General features: G+C 73.7%; 24 protein-coding genes. 7 read left to right on the top strand and 17 right to left on the bottom strand.

The window, feature by feature from the left end; translation table 11 throughout:
• Positions 1 to 139: 139 nt before the first annotated feature.
• Together dapD and IE98_RS0119085 are read left to right on the top strand one after the other, a co-directional pair.
• Positions 140 to 1,129 (top strand): 2,3,4,5-tetrahydropyridine-2,6-dicarboxylate N-succinyltransferase, encoded by a 990-nt coding sequence (gene dapD / locus IE98_RS0119090; RefSeq protein WP_030270455.1) that lies wholly within the window; start codon positions 140 to 142, stop codon positions 1,127 to 1,129.
• A gap of 263 nt (positions 1,130 to 1,392) precedes the next feature.
• Complete coding sequence (locus tag IE98_RS0119085) at positions 1,393 to 1,647, top strand: hypothetical protein (RefSeq protein ID WP_030270453.1); 255 nt, start codon at positions 1,393 to 1,395, stop codon at positions 1,645 to 1,647.
• Here IE98_RS0119085 and IE98_RS0119080 read toward each other — a convergent pair.
• The 8 genes from IE98_RS0119080 to IE98_RS0119045 form a co-directional block, all read right to left on the bottom strand.
• Positions 1,638 to 2,429 (bottom strand): DUF6099 family protein, encoded by a 792-nt coding sequence (locus tag IE98_RS0119080; RefSeq protein WP_030270452.1) that lies wholly within the window; start codon positions 2,427 to 2,429, stop codon positions 1,638 to 1,640. The two genes, IE98_RS0119085 and IE98_RS0119080, sit on opposite strands and share 10 nt — an antisense overlap.
• Positions 2,430 to 2,602: 173 nt before the next feature.
• On the bottom strand, positions 2,603 to 3,001 hold the full coding sequence (locus IE98_RS0119075; protein ID WP_106976636.1) for a nucleotide pyrophosphohydrolase: 399 nt from the start codon (positions 2,999 to 3,001) through the stop codon (positions 2,603 to 2,605).
• A 170-nt stretch (positions 3,002 to 3,171) separates the two neighbouring features.
• Positions 3,172 to 4,467, bottom strand: coding sequence for an AAA family ATPase (locus IE98_RS0119070; RefSeq protein WP_052390692.1), 1,296 nt, complete (start codon positions 4,465 to 4,467; stop codon positions 3,172 to 3,174).
• Between the two features lie 235 nt (positions 4,468 to 4,702).
• Entirely contained in the window at positions 4,703 to 5,539 is an 837-nt protein-coding gene (locus IE98_RS0119065) for a putative RNA methyltransferase (RefSeq protein ID WP_030270447.1), read from the bottom strand.
• Positions 5,540 to 5,630: 91 nt separating this feature from the next.
• A complete protein-coding gene (locus IE98_RS0119060) occupies positions 5,631 to 6,056 on the bottom strand; it encodes a hypothetical protein (RefSeq protein WP_043174571.1) in 426 nt (141 codons plus the stop codon).
• Complete coding sequence (locus IE98_RS0119055; RefSeq protein ID WP_030270443.1) at positions 6,053 to 6,286, bottom strand: toxin-antitoxin system HicB family antitoxin; 234 nt, start codon at positions 6,284 to 6,286, stop codon at positions 6,053 to 6,055. The genes IE98_RS0119060 and IE98_RS0119055 overlap by 4 nt, the downstream gene beginning before the upstream one ends.
• 230 nt (positions 6,287 to 6,516) lie before the next feature.
• A complete protein-coding gene (locus tag IE98_RS0119050) occupies positions 6,517 to 7,848 on the bottom strand; it encodes a class I SAM-dependent RNA methyltransferase (RefSeq protein WP_030270441.1) in 1,332 nt (443 codons plus the stop codon).
• 383 nt (positions 7,849 to 8,231) lie between these two features.
• Positions 8,232 to 10,283: an APC family permease gene (locus tag IE98_RS0119045; protein ID WP_030270439.1), complete on the bottom strand. Its 2,052-nt coding sequence runs from the start codon at positions 10,281 to 10,283 to the stop codon at positions 8,232 to 8,234.
• Between the two features lie 249 nt (positions 10,284 to 10,532).
• On the opposite strand from IE98_RS0119045, the gene IE98_RS0119040 reads away from it, so the two are divergent.
• Both IE98_RS0119040 and IE98_RS0119035 read left to right on the top strand, forming a co-directional pair.
• Positions 10,533 to 11,201, top strand: coding sequence for a potassium channel family protein (locus IE98_RS0119040; RefSeq protein ID WP_030270438.1), 669 nt, complete (start codon positions 10,533 to 10,535; stop codon positions 11,199 to 11,201).
• The gene (locus IE98_RS0119035; RefSeq protein WP_030270436.1) at positions 11,201 to 11,872 is read left to right on the top strand and encodes a potassium channel family protein; all 672 of its coding nucleotides are present in this window, start codon (positions 11,201 to 11,203) and stop codon (positions 11,870 to 11,872) included. Before IE98_RS0119040 ends, IE98_RS0119035 begins: the two co-directional genes overlap by 1 nt.
• A gap of 54 nt (positions 11,873 to 11,926) precedes the next feature.
• On the opposite strand, the gene IE98_RS0119030 is transcribed toward IE98_RS0119035, so the two are convergent.
• Positions 11,927 to 12,673: a DUF3159 domain-containing protein gene (locus IE98_RS0119030; RefSeq protein ID WP_234443595.1), complete on the bottom strand. Its 747-nt coding sequence runs from the start codon at positions 12,671 to 12,673 to the stop codon at positions 11,927 to 11,929.
• A complete protein-coding gene (locus IE98_RS0119025; RefSeq protein ID WP_030270432.1) occupies positions 12,670 to 13,080 on the bottom strand; it encodes an OB-fold nucleic acid binding domain-containing protein in 411 nt (136 codons plus the stop codon). Before IE98_RS0119025 ends, IE98_RS0119030 begins: the two co-directional genes overlap by 4 nt.
• A 268-nt stretch (positions 13,081 to 13,348) precedes the next feature.
• Between IE98_RS0119025 and IE98_RS0119015 the strand changes: the two genes are divergently transcribed.
• The 3 genes from IE98_RS0119015 (at position 13,349) to IE98_RS0119005 (ending at position 17,082) form a co-directional block, all read left to right on the top strand.
• Positions 13,349 to 14,551: an ROK family transcriptional regulator gene (locus IE98_RS0119015; protein ID WP_063748965.1), complete on the top strand. Its 1,203-nt coding sequence runs from the start codon at positions 13,349 to 13,351 to the stop codon at positions 14,549 to 14,551.
• A 181-nt stretch (positions 14,552 to 14,732) separates the two neighbouring features.
• Entirely contained in the window at positions 14,733 to 16,064 is a 1,332-nt protein-coding gene (locus IE98_RS0119010) for an LLM class flavin-dependent oxidoreductase (RefSeq protein WP_030270428.1), read from the top strand.
• A 178-nt stretch (positions 16,065 to 16,242) separates the two neighbouring features.
• A complete protein-coding gene (locus IE98_RS0119005) occupies positions 16,243 to 17,082 on the top strand; it encodes a patatin-like phospholipase family protein (RefSeq protein WP_030270427.1) in 840 nt (279 codons plus the stop codon).
• 69 nt (positions 17,083 to 17,151) lie between these two features.
• On the opposite strand, the gene IE98_RS0119000 is transcribed toward IE98_RS0119005, so the two are convergent.
• The 7 genes from IE98_RS0119000 to IE98_RS52615 all read right to left on the bottom strand — a co-directional run bounded on the left by IE98_RS0119000 (position 17,152) and on the right by IE98_RS52615 (position 23,085).
• Positions 17,152 to 18,039: a TauD/TfdA dioxygenase family protein gene (locus IE98_RS0119000; RefSeq protein ID WP_030270426.1), complete on the bottom strand. Its 888-nt coding sequence runs from the start codon at positions 18,037 to 18,039 to the stop codon at positions 17,152 to 17,154.
• 34 nt (positions 18,040 to 18,073) lie between these two features.
• Positions 18,074 to 18,412 carry a 4Fe-4S dicluster domain-containing protein gene (locus IE98_RS48055; RefSeq protein WP_030270425.1) on the bottom strand — a complete coding sequence of 113 codons (339 nt, stop codon included), beginning with the start codon at positions 18,410 to 18,412 and terminating at the stop codon, positions 18,074 to 18,076.
• A gap of 10 nt (positions 18,413 to 18,422) precedes the next feature.
• The gene (locus tag IE98_RS0118990; RefSeq protein WP_030270424.1) at positions 18,423 to 19,994 is read right to left on the bottom strand and encodes an FAD-binding protein; all 1,572 of its coding nucleotides are present in this window, start codon (positions 19,992 to 19,994) and stop codon (positions 18,423 to 18,425) included.
• Positions 19,995 to 19,997: 3 nt separating this feature from the next.
• Positions 19,998 to 20,885, bottom strand: coding sequence for an ABC transporter permease (locus tag IE98_RS0118985; RefSeq protein ID WP_052390691.1), 888 nt, complete (start codon positions 20,883 to 20,885; stop codon positions 19,998 to 20,000).
• Positions 20,882 to 21,688, bottom strand: coding sequence for an ABC transporter ATP-binding protein (locus IE98_RS0118980; protein WP_030270421.1), 807 nt, complete (start codon positions 21,686 to 21,688; stop codon positions 20,882 to 20,884). Before IE98_RS0118980 ends, IE98_RS0118985 begins: the two co-directional genes overlap by 4 nt.
• Positions 21,689 to 21,691: 3 nt before the next feature.
• Positions 21,692 to 22,741: an ABC transporter substrate-binding protein gene (locus IE98_RS0118975; RefSeq protein WP_043174570.1), complete on the bottom strand. Its 1,050-nt coding sequence runs from the start codon at positions 22,739 to 22,741 to the stop codon at positions 21,692 to 21,694.
• 260 nt (positions 22,742 to 23,001) lie between these two features.
• The gene (locus tag IE98_RS52615; RefSeq protein ID WP_359984401.1) at positions 23,002 to 23,085 is read right to left on the bottom strand and encodes a putative leader peptide; all 84 of its coding nucleotides are present in this window, start codon (positions 23,083 to 23,085) and stop codon (positions 23,002 to 23,004) included.
• Positions 23,086 to 23,285: the final 200 nt, after the last annotated feature.

Genomic DNA, 23,285 nt, shown 5'->3' with positions numbered 1-23,285 from the left:
TGGCGGGGGTCCGCGGCATCGGCGGGGCGCGGGCCGGGCCGGGCACGTGCCTCGGAGGGGGCGCGCGGCCGCCCTGTCGCGATGTCCGCTCGGTGAGCGCGTTCGGCACGGCCACCCCCGATTCGTTAACGTGCACGATGTGACTGCTGAAACCTCCTCCCCCGCACGTGGCGCCGTCGCGGCCGGCCTGGCGACCATCGCCGCCGACGGCACCGTCCTGGACACCTGGTTCCCCGCGCCCGAGCTGACGGCCGAGCCCGGCCCGGCGGGCACCGTCCGGCTGACCGCCGAGCAGGCCGAGGCCGCGCTCGGTGCCGGCGCGGCCGAGGCGCTGCGCAGCGACGCCCGCCGCGGCGTCGAGGTCGTCGCCGTGCGCACCACCGTCTCCTCCCTGGACGACAAGCCGCTCGACGCGCACGACGCCTACCTGCGTCTGCACCTGCTGAGCCACCGTCTGGTCGAGCCGCACGGGCAGAGCCTGGACGGCATCTTCGGTCTGCTCGCCAACGTCGCCTGGACGAGCATCGGCCCGGTGCCGGTGGCCAACGTGGAGCAGGCCCGCCTGGCGGTCCGCGCGCAGGGCGGTCAGCTGGCCGTCTACGGCGTGGATAAGTTCCCGCGGATGACCGACTACGTCGTCCCCACCGGCGTGCGGATCGCCCACGCGGACCGCGTCCGGCTCGGCGCGCACCTCGCCGAGGGCACCACCGTGATGCACGAGGGCTTCGTCAACTTCAACGCCGGCACGCTGGGCACCTCGATGGTGGAGGGCCGGATCAGCGCCGGTGTCGTGGTCGGCGACCACAGCGACATCGGTGGCGGCGCCTCGATCATGGGCACGCTGTCCGGCGGCGGCAAGCAGGTCGTGTCGGTCGGCGAGCGCTGCCTGCTCGGTGCCAACGCCGGCATCGGCATCGCGCTGGGCAACGACTGCGTGGTGGAGGCCGGTCTGTACGTGACCGCCGGCACCCGGGTGACCACCCCGGACGGCAAGATCGCCAAGGCGGTCGAGCTGTCCGGCCAGGACAACCTGCTGTTCCGCCGCAACTCGCAGAGCGGCGCCGTCGAGGTCATCGCGCGGTCCGGCTCGTGGGGCGGCCTGAACGCGGAGCTGCACGCGCACAACTGATCCCCTGTGCTCCGGGCGGGCCCGGGCGGCGTACCTCTGCGTACGCGGCCCGGGCCCGCCGGCGTTCGAGGGCTGCGTCGGCATCGGGCCTGGCCGAGGCCGGACCCGGGCCGCAAGCCGCGCTCACCCGCGGGGCTGACCCGGCGGCGCTCTTGGACCTCAACGGGTGGTCCCCGGTGACCGCCCGCGGGCGGGGGTCGTTGGACGGGCGGCGCCGGTACCGGACGCCGCACTCCGCACCGTCGAGCTGGAAGGGCACCCCCATGTCCGATCCCCTGTCCGACTCCCTGCCCGAGTCGATCCGCGACGCGTCCGACGACGCGTCCGGCAACGCGTCCGAGCACCTCGCGCACGATCTGCCCGCGGCCGAGGCCTCGAAGGACCTGCTGCAGCAGATGGAGGAGTTGCTGGCGACCGTGAGCGCCAGCCTGGCCGGGCTCGGCGCCGATCTGCGCTCCTCCGCCGGCCGGGACGACGCGTCGGACGACGAGGCCGGCCTGCCGGACGCTCACGGCTGACCCACCGCTCCGGCACCCGCGCCGACCCCGACACCGACACCGGCAGCGGCAGCGGCACCGGCAGCGACCGGCGGGCCGAGGCGGACGGAGAGCAGCGGACCGATCCGCTCCGCCGGGTCCTCAGGAGCAGCGCTCGGACCCGACGTCACCGGCAGCGGGCCCGGCAGTGCGTCGACCGACAGTGCGTCGACCGACAGCGGGTCGGCCGTCGGGGCCGCCGGACGCGCCGGCAGAGCCTCCGGGACGCCCTCGTCGAGGTACTCCGGTCCGTCCTCCTCGGGCGGCGGGAGCCCGTTCTCCCGGCGGACGGCGCGGAGCAGGTCGGCCGCCACCTCCTTGCAGTCGGCGCCGGCGTCCACCCCGTCGATGCAGCGCCAGTAGACGCTCTCCGCGTCGGCCCCGCAGGCGAGCACGACGAGCGCCTCGGCCACCTCGTGCAGCAGGAAGCAGAGTTCGCAGAGGACGGGGTCGAGCTCGCCGAGGTCGTCCAGGCGCCGCGCCCGGCCGCCGGACCAGTCCGTGCCGGGCGGGCCGAATGCGTCCAGGGAGTCGAGGGTGTCGGGCACGGTCGGCGGATCGTCGAGGCAGCCCGCCGCGTGCGAGCCCGCGTCGCAGAGCAGTTGGCCGAGGGCACCGATCTCACCCGAGTCCTGCTCCGCGATCCGCGCGCCGACGGCCTCGGTGAGCAGCCCGGCCTGACGGGCCTCCAGCAGCACGTCCTGTGCCGTCCTGGCCTCGGCCAGCGCGTGCCGGGTCGTCTTGATCAGTCGCAGCGCGTCCATGACCGCCGCTCCCCTCGCTCGCATCGGACCGCCGTTGCCGACGGTGTGTCTCGACGCAAGCGTGCTGGCCGGCCCCGTCCGCCTCGGCCACCCACCGCGAACCTGTGGACAACCCGCCCCTGTGGACAACCGGCCTCACCCGCACGGGGGACGAATCACCCCGAACAGGGGACTCAGCCGGTCCGATCGTCCGACGAATCCACGGACTGATCCACAGCCGCACCCCCGCCCGGGTCCGCCTCCCCGCCCGCACCCGTCCCCCGCCCGGGCACCGGGAACCGCTCCTCATTCCGCTCGATCTTGGCCGCCAGTGCCTCGGCCGGGTCCACGCCCAGCACGCTGCAGAACTGCAGCAGGTACGCCAGCACGTCGGCCACCTCGTCCCGGACCCGGTGGGCCCGGTCCGGGTCGGTCATCACCGCGTCCGCCTGTTCCGGCGTCAGCCACTGGAAGATCTCCAGCAGCTCGCCGGCCTCCACGCTGAGCGCCGCGGCCAGGTTCTTCGGCGTGTGGTACGGCTGCCAGCTCCGCGCCGCCGCGAACGCGTCGAGACGCCGGGTCAGCCGGACCAGCGCGTCCTCGCCCGCCGCCGGTCCGCGGTCGGGCGCAGGCCGGCCGGACCCGCCGCGGCCGGGAGCCGCACGGTCGGCGGGAGGCTCCACAGGGCCGTCCGCGGGGAGGTCTACGGGGAGGTCCACGGGAAGGTCGGCCGAGAGGCCGCGGGCGTGGTCGTCGTTGTCGCTCACGCCCCCAGGTCTACCCCATCGGCGTCGCCCCTCCCGGCCTGTTGCGGGACCCGCGGCGTCCGGTCCGGCAGGACGAGCACGCTGTGGCCGGTGGCCGGGTCGCGCCGGCACTCGACCAGGTCCAGTCCCTCCACCTCGGCGGTGGCGGCCGGCTCCTGCAGTGCCGCCAGCAGCCGGACGTCCCCCTTGTCGCAGACCTCGCGGGCGACCCGCAGCAGCGAGGCGACCTGCTCGGTGCCCAGCCCGGCGCCCAGGTCCTCGGCGAGGACGGTCAGCTGCCGGTGGGCGGAGGGCACCTCGGCCGCGGCGTCCACGTCCAGCACACCGGCCCCGGTGAGCAGCACCGCCGCGAACGCGAGCAGCCGCAGCATCCCGTCGGAGGCCTGGTCGGCGCCGGTGCGGCCGAGCACGCCCTCGTCGAAGACGGCCATCAGCCGCTGCTGGGCGTCGTCGCCGCGGCGGGCGACCTCCAGCCCGAGCAGCGGGTGGGGTGCCGCGGCCTGGACGGCCTTGAGCAGACGCCCGTAGCGGCGGCTGCACTCGTTCTCCAGCCGGGCGAGCACGGCGGAGATGTTGGAGGCGGTGCCGACCAGTCTGGCCTGCGGTTCGGGCCTGGTCCAGCTGCGCATCGCGGCGGGCACCGGGTGCAGCGGGAAGACCTCGCGCAGGGCGGTGAGCAGCTGTTCGGTGGCGGCGAGCACCTTGCGTTCGCCCGGCGAGGAGCCGGCCACCCGGAGCGGGATCTGAGCGGTGATCAGGCTGTCGCTGGGGAAGGGCGCGCGGATGTCGCCCTGCCGGGTGTCGTTGTGCCAGGTGACGTTGACCCGGCCCTGGGCGATGTCCTGTTCGCCGGTCTCGACCAGGGTCTCGCCCGCGAGGGTCAGCCACTCCCGGGCGACCCGGACGCGGCCGTCGGTGCGGACGACCAGCTCCAGCCGGATCGGTCCGGCGCAGGAGCGGACGGTGCAGCCGAGGATGATCGCGTTGCGGCCGTGCGGGACGCAGCCCATCAGGCCGCCGCGCACCGGCCCGGCGAGCGGGCCGACGGTCCCGCCGACGCCGTCCAGGGACGGCCCGATCTCCTCGCCGATCGCCAGCCGGGAGAGCACCGCCAGGGCGTCCAGCGCGTTCGACTTGCCGACGCCGGACGGGCCGTGCAGCACGGTCAGCGGGGAGAGCGGCAGGGTGGTGCGGCGGTACGACTTGAAGGAGGTCAGCCGGAGTTCCTCGACCGCGGGACGGCGGGTGGGACGGGCGATCGGGGCTGCGGGAGCGGCGGCTTCGCTGGTCACCCGGGGGACCTTAGCGGCCGGGGGGCCAGACGAAACGTCCCTGCTCGGGCCGGTTCACACGAACGGCTCAGCATTCGCACACCGCCCCCACCGCCTCCTCGGCGGGTCCACGCGCACCGCCCGGCCGGGCCACCCCGGCCCCGCTCGAACGACCGCCGAACACCACCCCTCACGACCGAACCACCGCCGAGCACCACCCGCCCGAACAACCGAGCCGCCCCACCCCGACGGTGCGTCAGCCGTACACCGCGAGCAGCACGGAGCCGGTGACCTCGACCGGCTCGGGCAGGTCGGCGAGTGCGGCGGCGAGCCGGGCGGGGTCGGTGTGCCAGGCGTTGGGGCCCATGCCGACGACCGCGGCGGCGTCCGCGCGGGACAGGTGCAGGGTGAACTCCACCTCGGTGCGGTCGACCAGGCCCAGCCAGGGGCTGAGCTTCTCGTCGATGCGGCGCTCCTTCTCCTCGTCCACCGACAGCAGGCCGAGCCCGGAGACGAGTTCGCGCAGGTGGCGGGGGGTCGGTGCGACCAGCAGCAGGCGTCCGCCGGGGCGCAGCACGCGGCGGATCTCGGGGCCGTTGCGCGGGGCGAAGACGTTGAGGACGAGGTCGGCGCAGCCGTCCAGCAGGGGCAGCGGGCGCCAGGCGTCGCAGACCACGGCGCCGATCCGGGGGTGGGCCTTGGCGGCGCGGCGCAGGGCGTACTTGGAGATGTCGAGGGCGGCGCCGGCCGGGCCGTCGAGGCGGTCGAGGACGTGCGCGAGGTAGTGGCCGGTGCCGGCGCCGAGGTCGGCGACCAGGCCGTCGGAGAGGTCCCCGGGGGCGGCCGCGGCGGCGTCGGCGAGCGCCTCGGCGACGGGCAGGTAGTGGCCGGCGGCGAGGAAGTCGCTGCGGGCGGCGACCATCTCGGCGGTGTCGCCGGTGCCGGTGTGCGCGTCGCCGGGGAGCAGGCTGACGTAGCCCTGCCGGGCCTGGTCGAAGCTGTGCCCGGCGGGGCAGCGCAGGGTCCGGCCGTCGAGGGCGAGGTGCTGCGCGCAGTGCGGGCAGGCCAGGTGGGGCTCGATGTCCTGCAGCAACGTGGCGTTCCTCGTCGGGCTCGGGGGTGGGGCCCAAGCCTAACGAGTCGGCCGGTGGCGCCCGGCGCGTCAGTCGGTGGCGCCCGAGGTGTCAGTCGGTGTCGTCCTCGTCGTCCTCGCCGCTGACCTCCTCCTCCTCGGGCTCGTCGACGACCCAGGCGGAGAGCCGTTCGGCGACCCCGCTGACGCCGATCTTGCCCTCGCGGATGCCGCGGGCGAGGCTGCGGACCTCGCGCGCGGTGGTGGCGACGCTGCAGCCGCTGGCGACCAGGTAGGCGTAGGCGACGGCGGTGGCGAACAGTTCGTTGTTCCGCTCCAGCGAGGGGATGCGGATCAGCTGGTGCATCAGGGCCGCGGCCCGGTCGTGCGGTTCGGGGTAGACGGCGATGTCGAAGATCTCGGCCTGGTGCCGGGCGACCGCGGCCAGCAGCGACCCGTAGTCGGTGACCTGGGGGTCGCCCGGGGTGTACTGCTCAGCGGTCATGAGCAGCCACGAGAGGTCGACCTCGAGCTTCAACGGCGCACATCCTGGGCGCCCGGCTCCCCGAACTCGGCCAGGAAGGCCGTCTCGTACTCCTTCATGAACTGCGCCGCGGTGTCCACGAAGAGGCGTCCGGCCTCGCCCATGTCCTGCTGGACGAGCCGTTCGATGTACTGGTTCATGCTGATCCCCTGCTGCTCGGCCCGTTCCCGGGCCATCTCGGCGGTGGTGGCGTCCACCCGGACGTTGAGTTGTTTCTTGGCCATGAATTCAAGCTAGCGCTGGGGTGCTAGCACAGCAAGGGCGCATTCCGGCCGCCTCGCCGTGCCCGCCCCCCTCAGATGTCCGTTCGCGCCCCACCGGAAACCAGCCCGGCGCGTCCGTACGTTCTCCAGGGCGGCCAGGTTGTGCCGGGCGACCCCCCGCCCCGCCCCGCAGGAGGGGGCCCCTCCGCCCCCGGACCGCCGATCGCAGCGGTTCCTGCCCGCGGCAGCGGCTACTCGTTCCCGCCGTGGCCCTCGCCGACCGGCTCCAGGATCGCCACGCACTCGAAGTGATGGGTCATCGGGAACAGGTCGAAGGCCCGCAGCGAGACCGGCCGGTAGCCGCCCGCGCGGAAGAACGCCAGGTCCCGGGCGAGCGCCGCCGGGTCGCAGGCGACGTACGCGATCCGGCGGGCCTCCAGGCCGACCAGGTGCGCGACGGTCTCGCGGCCGGCGCCGGAGCGCGGCGGGTCGAGCACGATCAGGTCGGTGGCGGTGATGCCGGTGCGCGGCAGCAGCGTCTCGACCCGGTCGCACTCGATCCGTACGTTCTCCAGGGCGGCCAGGTTGTGCCGGGCGTCGGCCACGGACTGCTTGGAGGACTCGATGCCGAGCACCGCGCCCTCCTCGCCGACCCGGTCGGCCAGCGCGCCGGCGAACAGGCCGACGCCGCAGTACAGGTCGAGGGCCATCTCGCCCCACTGCGGGTCCAGGCCCTCCAGCACCGCCTCGACCAGGGTCTCCGGCGCCTCCGGGTGGATCTGCCAGAAGCCGCCCTCGGAGACCCGCCAGGTGCGGCCGACCGCCCGCTCGCGGACGAAGGTGCGGCCGTGCACCCGGTGGAAGAGGCCCTGCTCGTCGACCCGGGAGATGGACACCGGCCGGTCGAGCTCGACCAGCGGCAGCTGCTCGCCGGGACGCGGCCGCAGGATGACCTGGCGGTCCGAGGAGCCGGTCGCGGCGACCGCCTCGACGGCGGCCACGCCGTCCCACTCCCGGGCCTCGACGCCGAGTTCGGTGACGCCCTCGGCGGCGATCAGGCAGCGGTCGATCGGCTGGACGTCGTGCGAGCGGTGCCGGCGCAGCCCGGCCCGCCCGGTCTCCGGGTCGACGGTGTACTGGACCCGGGTGCGCCAGGCCGGGACCTCGCCCGCCGGGAGCTTGCCGCCGACCGGCTCCACCGAGCCGTCCCAGCCGGCCTCCGCCGGGGTCAGCCCGGCGAGCTTGGCGAGCTGCTCGGTGAGCACCTGGCCCTTCAGCTTGCGCTGGCCGCCCGGCGTGACGTGCTGCCAGTCGCAGCCGCCGCACTTGCCGGGGCCGGAGAACGGGCAGGGCGCCTCGATGCGCTCCTTGGCGGGCTCCAGGACCTCCACCGCGTCGGCGCGCAGGAAGCGGGACGTGGTGGTGCCCTCGGTGATCTCCGCGATCACGCGCTCGCCGGGCAGGGTGTGCCGGACGAACAGCACCCGGCCCTCGTGCCGGGCGACGCAGTGGCCGCCGCCGTGCGCTACCGGGCCGACCTCGACCTCGTAGCGCTCGCCGACCAGCGGGTCGCCGCTCGGCACCCTGGGCTTCTGCTCGGCCTTGGGCGCGGACGACGGCTTGGACGACGGCTTGGACGCCCGCTTCGGCGCCGCGCCGGACTTCGGTTCGCCGGTGCGCAGCGCCTTCGGCGGGCGGACGCCCTGCTTGGCCGGCCCGCGGCCCTTGGCTCCCGCGGGCTGGTCCTTCGCGCCCGCGCCGCGGCCCTGGCGGGCGGTCCGCTCGTCCGCGGGCGCCTCCTCGCGCGGGGCGAGGGGCGCGGTCTGGGCGGTGTAGCCCTCGCGGTCGGTGGCGGCCGGCCGGGCGGAGCGGTTGCTCCACTTGGGGTGGGCCACCTGGCCCGGGCGGCCGCCGGAGCGGCCGGAGCGGCCTGCGGAGCCGCCCGATCGGGGCGGGTTGTTGCGGGTCACGATGATCCGTCCTTGTTGCCGGTCCGGGTGGTGTCGGAGGTCTCGAACGGCCGCCCGCTCTGGTGGCGGGGCTCGCCGCGGCGGACGGCGCCCGGCGCCGACCAGGCCTTCTGCGGCTTGCGCCGCTCGGAGGACTCCAACTGCCAGGGTACGGACGTCACCATCACGCCGGGCTTGAACAGCAGGCGGCCCTTGAGGCGCAGCGCGCTCTGGTTGTGCAGCAGGTGCTCGTACCAGTGGCCGACCACGTACTCCGGGATGTAGACGGAGACGACGTCGCGGGGGCTGCTGCGGCGCAGGTTCTTGACGTAGTCGAGGACGGGGCCGGTGATCTCGCGGAACGGCGAGTCGAGGACCTTCAGCGGCACCTCGATGCCGCGGGCGTCCCAGTCCTTGCGCAGCGCCTCGGTGTCGGCCGGGTCGACGTTGACGGTGACGGCCTCCAGGGTCTGCGCCCGGGCCAGCCGGGCGTAGGCGAGCGCGCGCAGGGCGGGCTTGTGCAGCTTGGAGACCAGGACGATGGCGTGCACCCGGGTCGGCGGGGCGACGTCCTCGGGCTCCTCGGCGGCGACGAGCTCGGCGGAGACCCGCTCGTAGTGGCGGCGGATCGCCTTCATCATCACGAAGAGCACGACCATGGTCGCGATGGCGATCCAGGCGTGGCTGATCTTGGTGGCGAGGACGACGATCAGCACGGCCATGGTCATCACCAGGCCGAAGGTGTTGATGGCCCGGCTGCGCTGCATGTGCGAGCGCTTCTTCGGGTCGGTCTCGGTGCGCAGCAGGCGGGTCCAGTGCCGGATCATGCCGGACTGGCTCATGTTGAAGGAGACGAAAACGCCGACGATGTAGAGCTGGATCAGCCGGGTCGGGTCGGCGTCGAAGGCGATGATGAAGAGGATCGCCACGCCGGCCAGCAGGATGATGCCGTTGGAGAAGGCCAGGCGGTCGCCGCGGGTGTGCAGCTGGCGGGGCAGGTAGCGGTCCTGGGCGAGGATCGAGCCGAGCACCGGGAAGCCGTTGAAGGCGGTGTTGGCGGCGAGCACCAGGATCAGGCCGGTCACGGTGGCGACGAAGTAGAAGCCGGGCGTGAAGTTGGAGAACACGGCCTCGCTGATCTGGGCCAGCGCGGTCTTCTGGTGGTAGCCGGCGCCGGCGCCGACGAGCTGCTCGGCCGGGTCCTCGGCCATCTGCACGTGGGTGAGGCGGGCCAGCCAGATGATGCCCATGAACATCACGACGGCGACGGAGGCCATCATCAGCAGGGTGGTGGCGGCGTTCTTGCTCTTGGGCTTGCGGAAGGCCGGGACGCCGTTGGAGATGGCCTCGACACCGGTCAGCGCGGCACAGCCGGAGGAGAAGGCCTTCAGCAGCAGGAAGACCATCGCGAAGCCGGCCAGCGAGTCGTTGCCGGGGGTGGCCTGCAGGTGGAAGCCGGAGCTCTCGGCGTTCATCGTCTGGCCGAGGCCGGAGCGGATCGCGCCCCAGACGACCATGCCCATCACACCGGCCATGAAGGCGTAGGTGGGCACGGCGAAGGCGCTGCCGGACTCGCGGACGCCGCGCAGGTTCATGCCCATGAGCAGGATGACCACGAGGACCGACAGCGGCAGTTCGTGGCCGCGCAGCGCGGGGACGGCGGAGACCACGTTGGCGACGCCGGAGGTGGTGGACACGGCGACGGTCAGCACGTAGTCGACGAGCAGGGCGCTCGCCACGACCAGGCCGGAGTTCGGGCCGTGGTTGACGGTGGCGACCTCGTAGTCGCCGCCGCCGCTCGGGTAGGCGTGCACGTTCTGCCGGTACGAGGCGACCACCGCGAGCATCACGATGGCCACGACGAGGCCGATCTGCCAGGAGAAGTGGATCGCCGAGGCCCCGGCGATGGAGAGCGTGAGGAGGATCTCCTCGGGGGCGTAGGCGACGGAGGACAGCGCGTCCGAGGCGAACACGGGCAGCGCGATCCGCTTGGGCAGGAGCGTCTCCCCCAGCTTGTCGCTGCGGAGCGCTCGCCCGATCAGGATGCGTTTCGGGAGATCGGCAGGCATAGGCACATCAAGGAATCGTAGGGGCTGCCGACATGTGCTCCGACGACCGGTGCCCCCTCCGTCGAGACTGTGTTCGGCGGACCGGCTAGCGTGTCGGATGAAGGGATTGCGGGCAACACCCTGGTTGCCCCAGGTGCCGAGGTCGAAGGCGCCGACGACGATCCACCCCCGGAATGCGGGGGTGTGGAAGGATGATGAGCGGTGTTTGCGCAGGTCATGACCCCAACGGACCGGGTGAGGTAGCGTCCCGTGCACATCGTCATCATGGGCTGCGGACGCGTGGGCTCGGCCCTCGCGAGAGCCCTGGAGAAACAGGGTCACTCGGTGGCCGTGGTGGATCAGGACCCGACGGCGTTCCGCCGTCTCGGCGCCGGGTTCAACGGCCGGAGGGTGACGGGCGTCGGCTTCGACCAGGACACCCTGCGGGAGGCGGGCATCGAGGAGGCGGGCGCCTTCGCCGCCGTCTCCAGCGGTGACAACTCCAACATCATCGCGGCGCGGGTCGCCCGCGAGAACTTCGGCGTCGAGCACGTCGCCGCCCGGATCTACGACCCCCGCCGTGCCGAGGTCTACCAGCGGCTCGGCATCCCGACCGTGGCCACCGTCCGCTGGACGGCCGACCAGATGCTGCGCCGGCTGCTGCCGAGCGGCGCCGAGCCGCTGTGGCAGGACCCGAGCGGCAGCATCCAGCTCGCCGAGATCGCCTACGCCCCGAGCTGGGTCGGGCACCGGCTGAGCGCCATGGAGGAGGCAGCGGGCGTCCGGGTGGCGTTCGTCACCCGGCTCGGCGAGGGCGTGCTGCCCGAGCCGCAGATGGTCGTCCAGGAGGGCGACCTGGTGCACGTCACCCTGCGCCGGAGCGAGCTGGACGCGGTCGAGGCCGCGTTCGCGAAGGGCCCCGAGGAGGGTGGTCACTGATGCGCGTCGCCATTGCCGGGGCCGGTGCGGTCGGCCGCTCGATCGCGGGCGAGCTGCTGGAGAACGGTCACGACGTCCTCCTCATCGACAAGAACCCGAACTCCATCTCGGTCGAGCGCGTGCCGATGGCCGAGTGGCTGCTCGCCGACGCCTGCGAGATCACCTCGCTGGACGAGGCCGCCCTGCAGCGCTGCCACGTGGTGATCGCCGCCACCGGCGACGACAAGGTGAACCTGGTCGTGTCGCTGCTCGCGAAGACCGAGTACGGCGTGCCGCGGGTGGTCGCCCGGGTCAACAACCCGAAGAACGAGTGGCTCTTCAACGAGTCGTGGGGCGTTGACGTCGCCGTCTCCACCCCGCGCCTGATGTCGGCCCTGGTCGAGGAGGCCGTCAGCGTCGGCGACCTCGTCCGGCTGATGCGCTTCAGCCAGGGCAACGCCAACCTGGTCGAGCTGACCCTCGCCGCCGACACCGAGCTGGTCGGCACCCGGGTCGCGGAGGTGCCCTGGCCGGTGGACACCGCCCTGGTCACGATCATCCGCGAGGGCCGGGTGCTGGTGCCGGGCAAGCAGGACACCCTGGAGGCCGGCGACGAGCTGCTGTTCGTGGCCGCCCAGGAGCGCGAGGAGGAGCTGGAGAACCTGCTGTCCGCGGGCTCCGGCGCCCAGTAGCGCACACCCGGGCGAGGAGAAGGGGCCGCACCCGGCGGGTGCGGCCCCTTCTCGTCACTCCGTGTCCGTCTCCGCCTTGATCGGCGGCGGCGCCTTCAGCAGGATCTGCCAGGTCACGTACATCGCCAGCAGCATCGGCGGGATGCCGAGCGCGACCTTCATCCAGCCGAGCAGGTTGACGTTCCCGGTGAAGTACAGCGGGAAGAGGATCACCGGCTTGATGCCCATGATCACCACCCAGGCCCAGGTCGCCTTGGTGTACGCGGCGAGCCGGCCCGGGTTCCGGGTGCGCCAGGTGAACATCTCGCCGGTGATCGGGCCGAGCATCACACCGATCAGCGGCCAGCGGACCAGCGCGGACACCGCCAGCGCCACGCAGTAGCCCACGCTGTAGAGCAGGCCGGGCAGGTAGAAGTTCTCCGCCTTGCCGGTCTTCATCGAGATCCAGGCACCGATCGCGACGCCGAAGACGCCGCTGAACGCGTGCTGGATGGTCTCCCGCTTCGCCAGCCGGACGACCACGAAGAGCCCGCTCAGGCCGAGCGCCGACCACGCGGCGGGGGCGACCTGGTGCGTCAGGTTGAAGACGACGATGAAGACCAGGCCCGGCAGGGTCATGTCGATCATGCCACGGACGCCGCCGAAGGCCTTGATCACCGTCTCGGCGGCCTCCTTGGAGGCCGCCGCGTCGTGCGCCGCCGTGCCGGGTGCGGGCACCGGGTCGTGCGCCACGGCGGGCTCGATCCCGGTGGGCAGGTCGGCGGTGCGGGCGGCGGACTCGCCGCCGGGAAGGTTGCTCACGCTGATTCGCTCCCGTGTCCGACCGGACGCAGCTCGTAGCGGGGGTTGAACAGCACGCGGCGCCCGCGTGCATGGCTGACCCGGCCGGAGGCGATGAGCCGCCGGCCCGGTTCTATGCCCACGATCGAGCGGCGGCCGAGCCAGACCACGTCCAGCGCGTCACTGCCGTCGAAGAGTTCGGCCTCCAGGGCCGGCACGCCCGCCCGCGGGCGGATCGTCACGGTGCGCAGGGTCCCGGCCACGGTGACCACTTCACGGTCCCCGCAGCTGGCGATCGGGGTGCATCCCGACTCTGCGGTGTCCTGGCGCAGCTCCTCGGCCTCCAGTTCCTCGGTGGAGGAGGTCAGCCGGTTGAGCATGCGTCGGAAGCGGCCCTGCGGCTGGTCGCTGCGGATGTCACCACTCATGTCGGAAAGGCTACCGGGTGGCGGGGCCCCTGCGGCAGGGCCGCAGGTCACACCGGACCGCCGCACCGGCGGAACGGCCGGTCCGCGGCCACCCGGGACCGACCGGGACCGACCGGGACCGGCGACCGGTGGTCGGCGAGCGCGGTTCCGGCGCATCCGGTCGGCGCCGCGCTGCCGTGCGCGCCGGTGCACCCGCAGGACGGCGGCCCGGCCACCGCTTCACGTCGCCGCCACGCCCGTGCAACACCCCGCTGCGACCATCGACCGCATGCTCTCCCTGGTCGCCTCCCCCGCGTTCGGCCGAGCCCCCCAGCCCGCCGAGGGCGGCGGTGCCGGGGCCGTGCTGCGCACCGTCCTGGCGCGCGGCGCACTGACCCGCCCGGCGCTCGGGCGGGCCACCGGCCTCAGCGCCGCCGCCGTCTCCCGGCACACCACCGACCTCGTCTCCCTCGGCCTGCTGCGCGAACTGCCGCCGGCCGACGGACCGCCGCGGGCCGGCAGACCCCGGCTGCCGCTCGACATCGACACCCGCCACCACCTCGCCTGCGGCGTCCACATCGGCGTGCCGTGGATCACCTTCGCCCTGCTCGACCTGCGCGGCCGGGTCGTCGCCCACGAACGCCTCCCCCGCCACGGCGACGCCACCGCCGTCCTGCGCGCGATCCGCACCCACCTGCCCTCCTTCACCGCCCGCCGCGCCGCCGGACGCTCCCTGCTCGGCGTGGGCGTGGTCACCGGCGGCTGGGTCGACTCCGAACGCGGCGTCGTCGTCGAGCACGCCCCGCTCGGCTGGCAGGACGTCCCCGTCCGCGACCTGCTCGCCGGAGTCACCCGGCTGCCCGTGCACGTCGACGGGCACGCCCGCGCCCTCGCCCGGGCCGAACTCCTCTTCGGCGCCGGCCGCGACGCCACCGACCTCGTCCAGCTCTTCGTCGGCAACGTCGTCGACGCCGCGATCGCCACCGGCGGCGGCGTCCTGCAGGGGCGGCGCTCCCGGGCCGGCGACATCGGACACCTGCCGGTCCCCGGCTCCGCCGAGCCCTGCCCCTGCGGCCGCACCGGTTGCCTCCAGGCGACCGTCTCCGACCGCGCCCTGGTCCGTCGCGCCCACCGGCTCGGCATCGTCCCGCAGCCCGACCTCGACCTGCTGCTCACCCGCGCCGCCGCCGGCCGGGCCGACGCCCTGGAGCTCTTCGAGGAACGGCTGCGGCTGATCGCCCCCGCCGCCGCCCTGCTGCTCGACGTGCTCAACCCGGAGGTGCTGGTGGTCAGCGAGGCCGGACTCGCCGTCTCCCCGCACCTCGCGGGCGTCCTGCACGAGCAGGTGCTCGCCCGCGCCCGGCCGGAACCCGGACAGCTGGTCGCCGCGGGCTCCTTCGGCCTGGACCTGCTGGCCGTCGCCGCCTGCGCGGGCGTCCTCGACAGCGCGTACCGGCGGCCGATGGAACTGCGCACCGCCCGGGCGTCCTGACCCCTGCCGGGCGGCTCCGCCCGGGGCCGTGACCAGTGCCCGACCAGCGTTCCCACCCGTACGAACGGGCCGTCAACGGGGCATTAATTCCGCCGGGCCGACGAATCGTTGTCCGCCCGCCGGGCCGCCCCGAGGATGGCGGTGACCCCTCGTCCCCTTCTCCGAGCCGGAGCCCTCCGCCATGCCCGAGAACGACCGCCAGCTGCACTTCAACCTCTTCCTCATGGGCGTCGGCCACCACGAGGCCGCCTGGCGCCACCCCCGGACCGACCCGGCGCAGGCCGCCGACATCGGCCACTTCCAGGACCTCGCCCGGCAGGCCGAGGCGGCCTCCTTCGACTCCGTCTTCCTCGCCGACGGTGTCGAGGCCCGCTCGGACGGCGGCTGGGGCCTGATCAGCCACTTCGAACCGTTCACCCTGCTCACCGCGCTCGCGGTGGTCACCGAGCGGATCGGCCTCATCGGCACGGTCTCCACCGGATTCTCCGAGCCCTACAACCTCGCCCGGCAGTTCGCCTCGCTCGACCACATCAGCCGGGGCCGGGCCGGCTGGAACATCGTCACCTCGGCCGGCGACCGCGCCGCCCAGAACTTCGGACGCGACGCCAACCAGGAGCACGCCCTCCGCTACGAACGGGCCGACGAGTTCCTCGACGTCGTCACCGCGCTCTGGGACAGCTGGGAGGACGGCGCCCTCCTGCTCGACCGCTCCACCGGCGCCTTCGCCGATCCCGACCGGGTGCACGAGATCGACCACACCGGCACCCACTTCCGCGTCCGCGGGCCGCTCAACATCCCGCGCAGCCCGCAGGGCCACCCGCTGCTCGTGCAGGCCGGCTCGTCCGGCAGCGGCCGCGCCTTCGCCGCCCGCCGGGCGGAGGCCGTCTTCACGGCGCAGCAGACCCTGGAGGAGGGGCAGTCCTTCTACGCCGACCTCAAGCGGCGGGCCGCCGCCGCGGGACGCGACCCGCAGCACGTGAAGGTCCTGCCCGGTGTCGTCCCCGTGATCGGCTCCACCGAGGCCGAGGCCCGCCGCCTCGACGAGGAGCTCGACGCCCTGATCAGCCCCGCCCGGGCCGTCTCCGTGCTCTCCGGCGTCCTCGGCGTCGACCTCACCGACCACCCGCTGGACGCCCCGCTGCCGCCGCTGCCGCCGGTTCAGGCGATCAACGGCGCCAAGAGCCGCTTCGAGCTCGTCCGCGACCTCGCCGAACGGGACGGCCTCACCCTGCGGCAGCTGATCGGCCGGCTCGGCGGCGGCCGCGGCCACCAGGTCGCCGTCGGCACCCCCGAACAGATCGCCGACCACATCGAGACCTGGTTCACCCGGGGCGCCGCGGACGGCTTCAACGTGATGCCGCCGATCCTGCCCGACGGCCTCACCGACTTCGTCGAGCAGGTGCTGCCGATCCTCCGCAAGCGCGGCCTCTTCCGCGAGGGCTACGCGGGCCGCACCCTCCGCGAGCACTACGGCCTCCCCCGCCCCACCGGCCGCTGGTCCACCGCGGCCTGACCCCGCCCCCGCGCGGGGAGGAACCCAGGGGCACGTGGGGTACCCCCACGTGCCCCTGCGGTATGACCACCTCCGGCACGGCGCGTGCTCCCGGTACGGAACACCCCGCCCACTTCCGCCCGTTGGCATCCTCGGAGTGCGGCACCCATGCCCCGCTCCCACGGACGAGGAGGCGGGGATGACGGACCGGAAGTCATTGGTGCTCGGCGGGGGCGGTGTGGCGGGGATCGCCTGGCTGACCGGGTTGTTGGCCGGGTTCGAGGCGGAGGGCGTCGCCGTGGCCGGCACGGCGGACCAGGTGGTGGGGACGTCGGCGGGCTCCACCGTGGCGGGTCAGCTGGCGAGCGGGCTGCCGCTCACCGAGCTCTACCGTAGGCAGAGTGAATCCGCCCTGCAGAACGCCGAGTTGACCCCTGACCCGGCGGCCGTCGCCGCGCTGACCGCGGCCTGGGGGAAGCTCGTCGAGGAGACCGTCGACCCGGCGGAACTCCGCCGCTCCGTCTGCGAGATGGCACTGGCCGCCGAGACGGTCTCCGAGCCCGCCCGCCGCGAGGTGATCGCCGCGCGGCTGCCGCAGCACGACTGGCCGGTCTGGTCGCTCACCCTGGTGGCGGTGGACGCCGGCACGGCCGAGGAGGTGCTGATCGACCGGACGGCCGGGGTGGGCCTGGTCGATGCGGTCGCGGCGAGCTGCGCCGTCCCGGGGATCTGGCCGCCGGTCTCGGTGGGCGGCTCCCGGTACGTGGACGGCGGCGTCCGCAGCTCGGCCAATGCCGATCTCGCCGAGGGCGGCCGGGTGCTGGTGCTGGCGCCCCTGCCGGACGAGGCGCTGACCGCGCAGGTCGCCGCCTTGGAGGCGCGCGGCGCGGCGGTGCTGTCGGTGACCCCGGACGAGGCGTCCGTGGCCGCGTTCGGTGTGAACCCGCTCGACCCCGGCGTCCGCACGCCCGCCGCGGAGGCCGGCCTCGCCCAGGGCCGCCGGATCGCCGGACAGGTCGCGGAGGTCTGGGGGAAGTGAACGCACCCGGCCGCGCCGCGGGCGGTGTGCCCGCGGCGCGGCCGGTGCGGTGCCGCTCGGTGCCCCGGCTCAGCCGGTGTAGTGCGCGGCGTCGTCGCCCTCCACGATGTAGCTGGGCTCGCCGCTGACACCGACCGGGACGTCACCGGCGACGGTGACGCGGTGCAGGCGGCGCGGCAGGTCGTCGTAGTCGTCCGGCGCGTAGTGCTGGGTGGAGCGGTTGTCGAAGAGCACGACGTCGCCGACCGACCAGCGCCAGCGCACCACGTTCTCCGGCCGGGTGACGTACGACTGCAGGGTGCGCAGCAGGTCGTGCGAGGCACCGGTGGGCAGGCCGAGGATGCGCTCGGCGAACCCGCCGACGAACAGGCCGCGTTCGCCGGACTCGGGGTGGACGCGGACCACGGGGTGGGCGGTGCGGTAGGTGCGCGAGGTGAAGACGGCGCGACGCTCGGCCTCGGCGTCGTCGAGCTCCTTGCCCTGCGCGTAGTCGTAGTCGTTGGTGTGGACGGCCCACAGCCGGTCGGCGAACTCCCGCAGCTGCTCGGGGAGGTCCCGGTAGGCGGCCTGGGTGTCGGCGATCAGGGTGTTGCCGCCGTAGGGCGGGACGACCAGGCTGCGCAGCGTGGACGCCTTGGGCGGGGTGCGGACGAAGGTGACGTCGGTGTGCCACTGGTTGGCGCGGCCGCCGTCCTCGCTGTCGACGGCGAGGACGCTGGGCTGGCCGTCCAGCGAGGGCACGGTCGGGTGGGCGGTGGTGAGCGGGCCGAAGTGGCCGGCGAACCGGGTCTGGCCCGGGTCGTCGAGGTGCTGTCCGCGGAAGAACAGCGCCTTGTGGGCGACGAGGGCGTCGTTGAGGGCGGTGACGGTCGGCTCGTCGAGCGGCTGCGACAGGTCGATGCCGCTGATCTCGGCGCCGATCCGGCCGCCGACCTTGTGGAGCTCGAACGCGGTCATGGGTGTGCTCCTCTTCGTGGTGCGGGTCGGGAGTTCAGGAGGTGATGGGGGCGGTCCCGAAGGCGGGACCGATGGCCTGCAGCGCCCCGGGGGTCCGGCCGTGGCCCCAGCCGATCCGGGCCCGGTAGCTGCCGAGCAGTCCGGCGTCGGCGAGGTCGTCCTCGTCGTGCGGGACGGGCTGCGGCCGGGTGCGCGGGTCGACGTACAGGGCGTCGACGGGGCAGTTGGCCTCGCAGTGGAAGCAGGTCTGGCAGTCGCCCTGCCGGGCGATCACGGGGACGCCGTCCGCGCCCCGGTCGAAGACGTCGGTGGGACAGACCTTGATGCACTTGTCGCAGGCGATGCAGCGGGCGGCGGAGACGAGTTCGATCACACGGGCTCCTTCACGCGGGCTCCTTCACGGGGCGGGTCCAGACCTCGTCCAGGCCGCCGGTCGCGATCCGGTGGTGCTGGGCCGGGTCCTGGTCGGGGAAGTCAAGTCGGCGGGCCATGCCGCGGCTCTCGGTGCGGGCGAGCGCCGAGCGGTACATCCAGCGGGCGTTGGCGGCGAGCGCGGCGGCCTGCCGGGCTCGGATCGCGTCGCGGCCCTCGCCGCGCAGGCCCGCGCGCAGCTGCCGCCAGGCGTCGTCGAGCACCCGGAGCGAACTGCCGAGGGTGTCGCCCTGCCGCAGGTAGTTCTTGTCGTATGGCAGGACCTCGCCCTGGACGGCGGCGATCACCTCGCGGTGGTCGGCGCTGCCGCCGCCGGTCGGCCGCAGTCCGGCGCCGCCCGCGGCCCGCACCGGCCCGGTGCGGGCGGCGCGGCCGGGCCCGAGGGCGTACCGCGCGGCGCCGGTGCCGGCCCAGCTGCCCGAGGACATCGCCCAGGCCGCGTTGTGGCTGCCGCCGCCGGTGAAGCCGCCGCAGATCTCCTCGCGGGTGGCGGCGTCGCCGGCCGCGTACAGGCCGGGCACGGTGGTGCGGCAGTCCTCGCCGGCGATCCGGATGCCGCCGGTGCCGCGGACGGTGCCCTCGGCGAGCAGGGTGATCGCGAACCGCTGGGTGAACGGGTCGATGCCGAGCCGGTCGAAGGTGAGGAAGAAGTTCGGCTGGGCGAGCCGCATCGCCTGCCAGGCGGCGGGGTCGGCCCGGTCGAGGGTGCAGTACACCTTGGCGCCGAGCAGTTCGCGGGCGATCACCGAGCGGCCGCCCTGGCTGGCGGCGCACTCCAGCACGCTGCCGTCCTCCCGGTAGAAGGTGGCGAAGGAGTAGAAGGCGGTCTTGGTGACGGAGGTGTGCTCGGGCGCGATGCCGTACGCGTTGGAGAACTCCATGCCGGAGAGTTCGGCGCCGACCTCGGCCGCGTAGAGGGCGCCGTCGCCGGTGTCGGTGTCGGTGCCGAGGGCCCCGCTGAGGAAGGCGCAGCCGCCGGTGGCGAGGACGACCGCGCCGGCCCGCACCCGGTAGGGGTGCCCGGCCTGCCGGCGGTGGCCGGCCGCTCCGGCGACCGAGCCGTCGGCGGCGGTGAGGAGTTCGGTGACCGGGCTGTGGTCGAGGATCCGGACCCCGGCGCGACGGCTCCTGATCCGCATCCGGCGCATGTACTCCGGGCCCTGCAGTCCGTTGCGCGGCTGCCGGCCGTCGGGCGCGGTCGGGAAGGGGTATCCGCCGGTCTCCGCCAGCTCGTTGATGTTGGCGTAGGTGCGGTCGAGGACACGGGCCATCCAGCCGCGGTCGGCGAGGTGGCCGCCGAGGCCCTCGCGGCTCGCCATGGCGGCCTCCCGGGCTGCCGGGTCGGGCTGCACGTACCAGACTCCGGTGCCACCGGCGGCGGTTGCGCCGCTGGTGCCGCAGTAGCCCTTGTCGGCGAGGACGACATCGGCGCCGGCCCGGGCCGCGTCGAGCGCGGCCCAGGTGGCGGCCGGGCCGCCGCCCACCACCAGGACGTCCGTGGTCAGTTCGAGGGTCTCGTCCATCCGTCAGCCCCCCACCGGTGCGCGCCAGGCGGTGAAGCGGCGCTCCAGGACGACCAGCAGCTGGTTGAAGAGCACGCCGATCACGGAGATGGTGACGATGCCCGCGTACATCTGCGGGATGGCGAAGTTGAACTGCGAGGCGTTGATCAGGTAGCCGAGTCCGGCCTTGGCGCCGACCATCTCGGCGGCGACCAGGACGAGGATGGAGACCGCGCCGGCCAGCCGGATCCCGGTGAACACGGTCGGCACGGAGGCCGGCAGGATCACCTTCTGGAAGAGCCGGAACGGCGACAGGTCGAGTGAACGGGCGAGCCGCAGCAGGGTCGGGTCGACGGTGCGGACGGCGCTGATGGTGTTCAGCAGCACGGGCCAGATGCACGCGTACAGCACGATGGAGATCTTGGACGTCTCCCCGATCCCGAGGATCAGCACGAACACCGGCAGCAGCGCCAACGCGGCGGTGTTCCGGAAGAGTTCGAGCACCGGGCCGAGCAGGTTGGCGATCGGCCGGTACCAGCCGATCAGCAGGCCGAGCGGCACCCCGAGGGCGACGGCGAGACCGAAGCCGCTGAGCGAACGGGTCAGGCTGGCCTGGGTGTTGGTGGCGAGCTGGCCGCTGTCGAGCAGCCCGAACCAGGCGTCGACGACCTGGCTGAACGGCGGCAGGAAGGTCGGGTCGACGAGGTCCAGCCGCGGGGCGGCCTCCCACACCGCGAGCAGGGCGGCGATCGCGACGGTCTTGGTGAGACCGGTCAGCAGCAGGCGGGGCAGCCGGGACGGGCGGCGCGTACTTCGACCGGCATCCCGGGGCCGTGCGGCGGGCGTCCCGGCGGCCGACGGCCTGGGCGTGGTGAGGACGGGCGGGGCGGACGGGCGGACGTCGGTGCTCATGCGGCGCTGACCTCTCTCTCCAACTGCTGGGCGCGGCTGACCTCGTCGTGCAGCAGGCTCCAGATCTCGTGCCGGTAGCGGGCGAACTCCGGGCTGGAGCGCAGGTCCTGGGCGGCGCTCCGGTCGCCGAGGTCGATCGGGACGACCTGCTTGACCCGGCCCGGGCGGGAGGTGAGCACGGCCACCCGCCCGCCGAGGTAGACCGCCTCCTCGATGCCGTGGGTGATGAAGACGACGGTCTTGCCGGTCCGCTGCCAGATCCGCCGCAGCTCGTCCTGCAGCGACTCGCGGGTCTGCGCGTCGAGCGCCGCGAACGGCTCGTCCATCAGCAGCACCTCGGGGTCGTACGCGAGGCTGCGGGCGATCGCGACCCGCTGCTTCATGCCGCCGGACAGCTCGTGCGGGTGCCGGTCCTCGAAGCCGGTGAGGCCCACCAGCGCCAGGTACTCCCGTGCGCGGGCGGCACGTTGGCGTCTCGGCACGCCGATCGACTCCAGGCCGAACTCGACGTTGCCCTGCGCGGTGCGCCAGGGCAGCAGCGCGTACTGCTGGAAGACGGTGGAGCGGTCGGGGCCGGGCCCGGCGACGGGGCGGCCGTTCAGCAGGATCTCGCCGGAGGTGGGCTCGGTGAGCCCGCCCAGCAGGTCGAGCAGGGTGGACTTGCCGCAGCCGCTGGGCCCGACGAGCACGGCGAACTCACCGGCGGCGATGTCGAGGTCCACCCCGTCCACGGCGGTGAAGGCGCCCTCGCCTCGGACCTGGAAGACCTTGCTGACGGAACGGAAGGAGATGTCGGCGCTCATCGCTCAACTCCTGCTCGGGGAGGGGCTCACGGCCGTCGCTGCGGTCGCGGGGTAGCCGTTGAACTCGTTGGTGTAGAGGTCGCCGGGCTTCACCTGGCCGGCCTTGATGTCGCCGTGCGCCACCAGCCAGTCGATCCAGATCTTGAACTCCTCGTCGGTGATCCGGCCGCCGGTCTCCGCCACGCCCGCGGACTTCCAGTACTTCAGGGCCGCGGTGTCCTCGTTGCGGCCGCGCTTCTTCACGATCTCGACGCTGCGGGCCACGACCTCCTCCCGGGGCGTGGTCCTCGTCCACTCGATCGCCTTGGCCACACCGGTGACGAAGGTCCGCGCGGTGTTCGGGTTCTGCTTGAGGAAGCGGTCGGTGACGACGTACGTTCCGGCGCTGAACCTGCCCAGCAGGTCGTAGTCGCTGAACAGCGGGCGGATCCCGCCGGCCGCCAGGGCCTTGTCGCGCAGGACGCCGCCCAGCACGCCGACCTCGATCTGCTTCTGGCGCACGGACTGGTCGGTGTTCACCGGCGGCACCACGATCGGCTCGACCTTGGCGATCTCCGCCGGCGAGAGCCCGTTGCGCTGCAGGTAGATGTCGAGGATCGCCTCGCTGTGCGCGCCCAGGGTGTTCATCCCGACCTTCTTGCCGATCAGGTCGCGGGCGGAGCGGATCGGACTGTCCTGCAACACGTAGAAGCCGTTGTACGCGGCCTCGTCGACGCCGTAGTAGCTGATCACCGCCTTCACCGGGGCACCGGCCGCGATCAGCTTCACCACCGCGCCGTTGAAGGCGCCGCCGAAGTCGATCTGACCGGTCGCCGCGGACTGGATGTCCTGCGGGCCGCTGATGGTGTTGCCGACCCATTCGAGCTTCACATCGCCGAAGTAGCCGAGGTCCTCGGCGAGTTCGGGCAGGGTCACCTGCCCCGCCCAGCCCTGGTATCTGAGCTTCTTGGTCTCGGATCCGGAACCGGAGGAGGCGGTGGCCCGGCCGCAGGCAGCGGCGGCGACCCCCACGGCGGCGAGCGCGAGGAACTGGCGACGGGAGGTGGCGGGCATGGCGGAGGTCCTTTGCGGGAAGGGCGGCACACCCTCCTCCGGGAAGCGGGCAGCACGGCGCCGGCGAACGGCAGGACAGCGCGCAAGAGCCCGTCACGGGAGAGCGGTGGCACGGGGAGTTCGAGTGGAAGACCACGGCCGGCACGAAGGCCGGAGGAACGGTCGGGCGAGCGGAGCCCGGGTGTGCCGGAGTGCGGCAGGAGGCTCAGGTGAGGCCGGCGAGGCGGCGCGCCGTCATGGCGCGGTGGCGGGCCTGCCCGTCAACGGCAGGCGGCACAGATGGCGCTGGCATGACGTCGGAGATCGACGTGCAGACGCCCTACGAGGCTCTCGGCTTGGCTCACGCTCTCAGCGTTCCAGCCGGCCCGTTCCCGGGTCAACGAATGTTCCAGGTCTGCAAGAAACCTGTCGTACCGCCGACACACACGTGCACGCGAAGAACCGGCCCGGAAATGCGAGAAGCCCCGCCCGGTGTCCCCGGGCGGGGCTTCTCAGAAGAATTGTTCGGCGGCGTCCTACTCTCCCACAGGGTCCCCCCTGCAGT

It is taken from the genome of Streptomyces sp. NRRL B-24484 (assembly GCF_000717715.1).
In the GTDB taxonomy this organism is placed as follows: domain Bacteria; phylum Actinomycetota; class Actinomycetes; order Streptomycetales; family Streptomycetaceae; genus Kitasatospora.
This window is presented reverse-complemented; position numbering and strand designations above follow the sequence as displayed.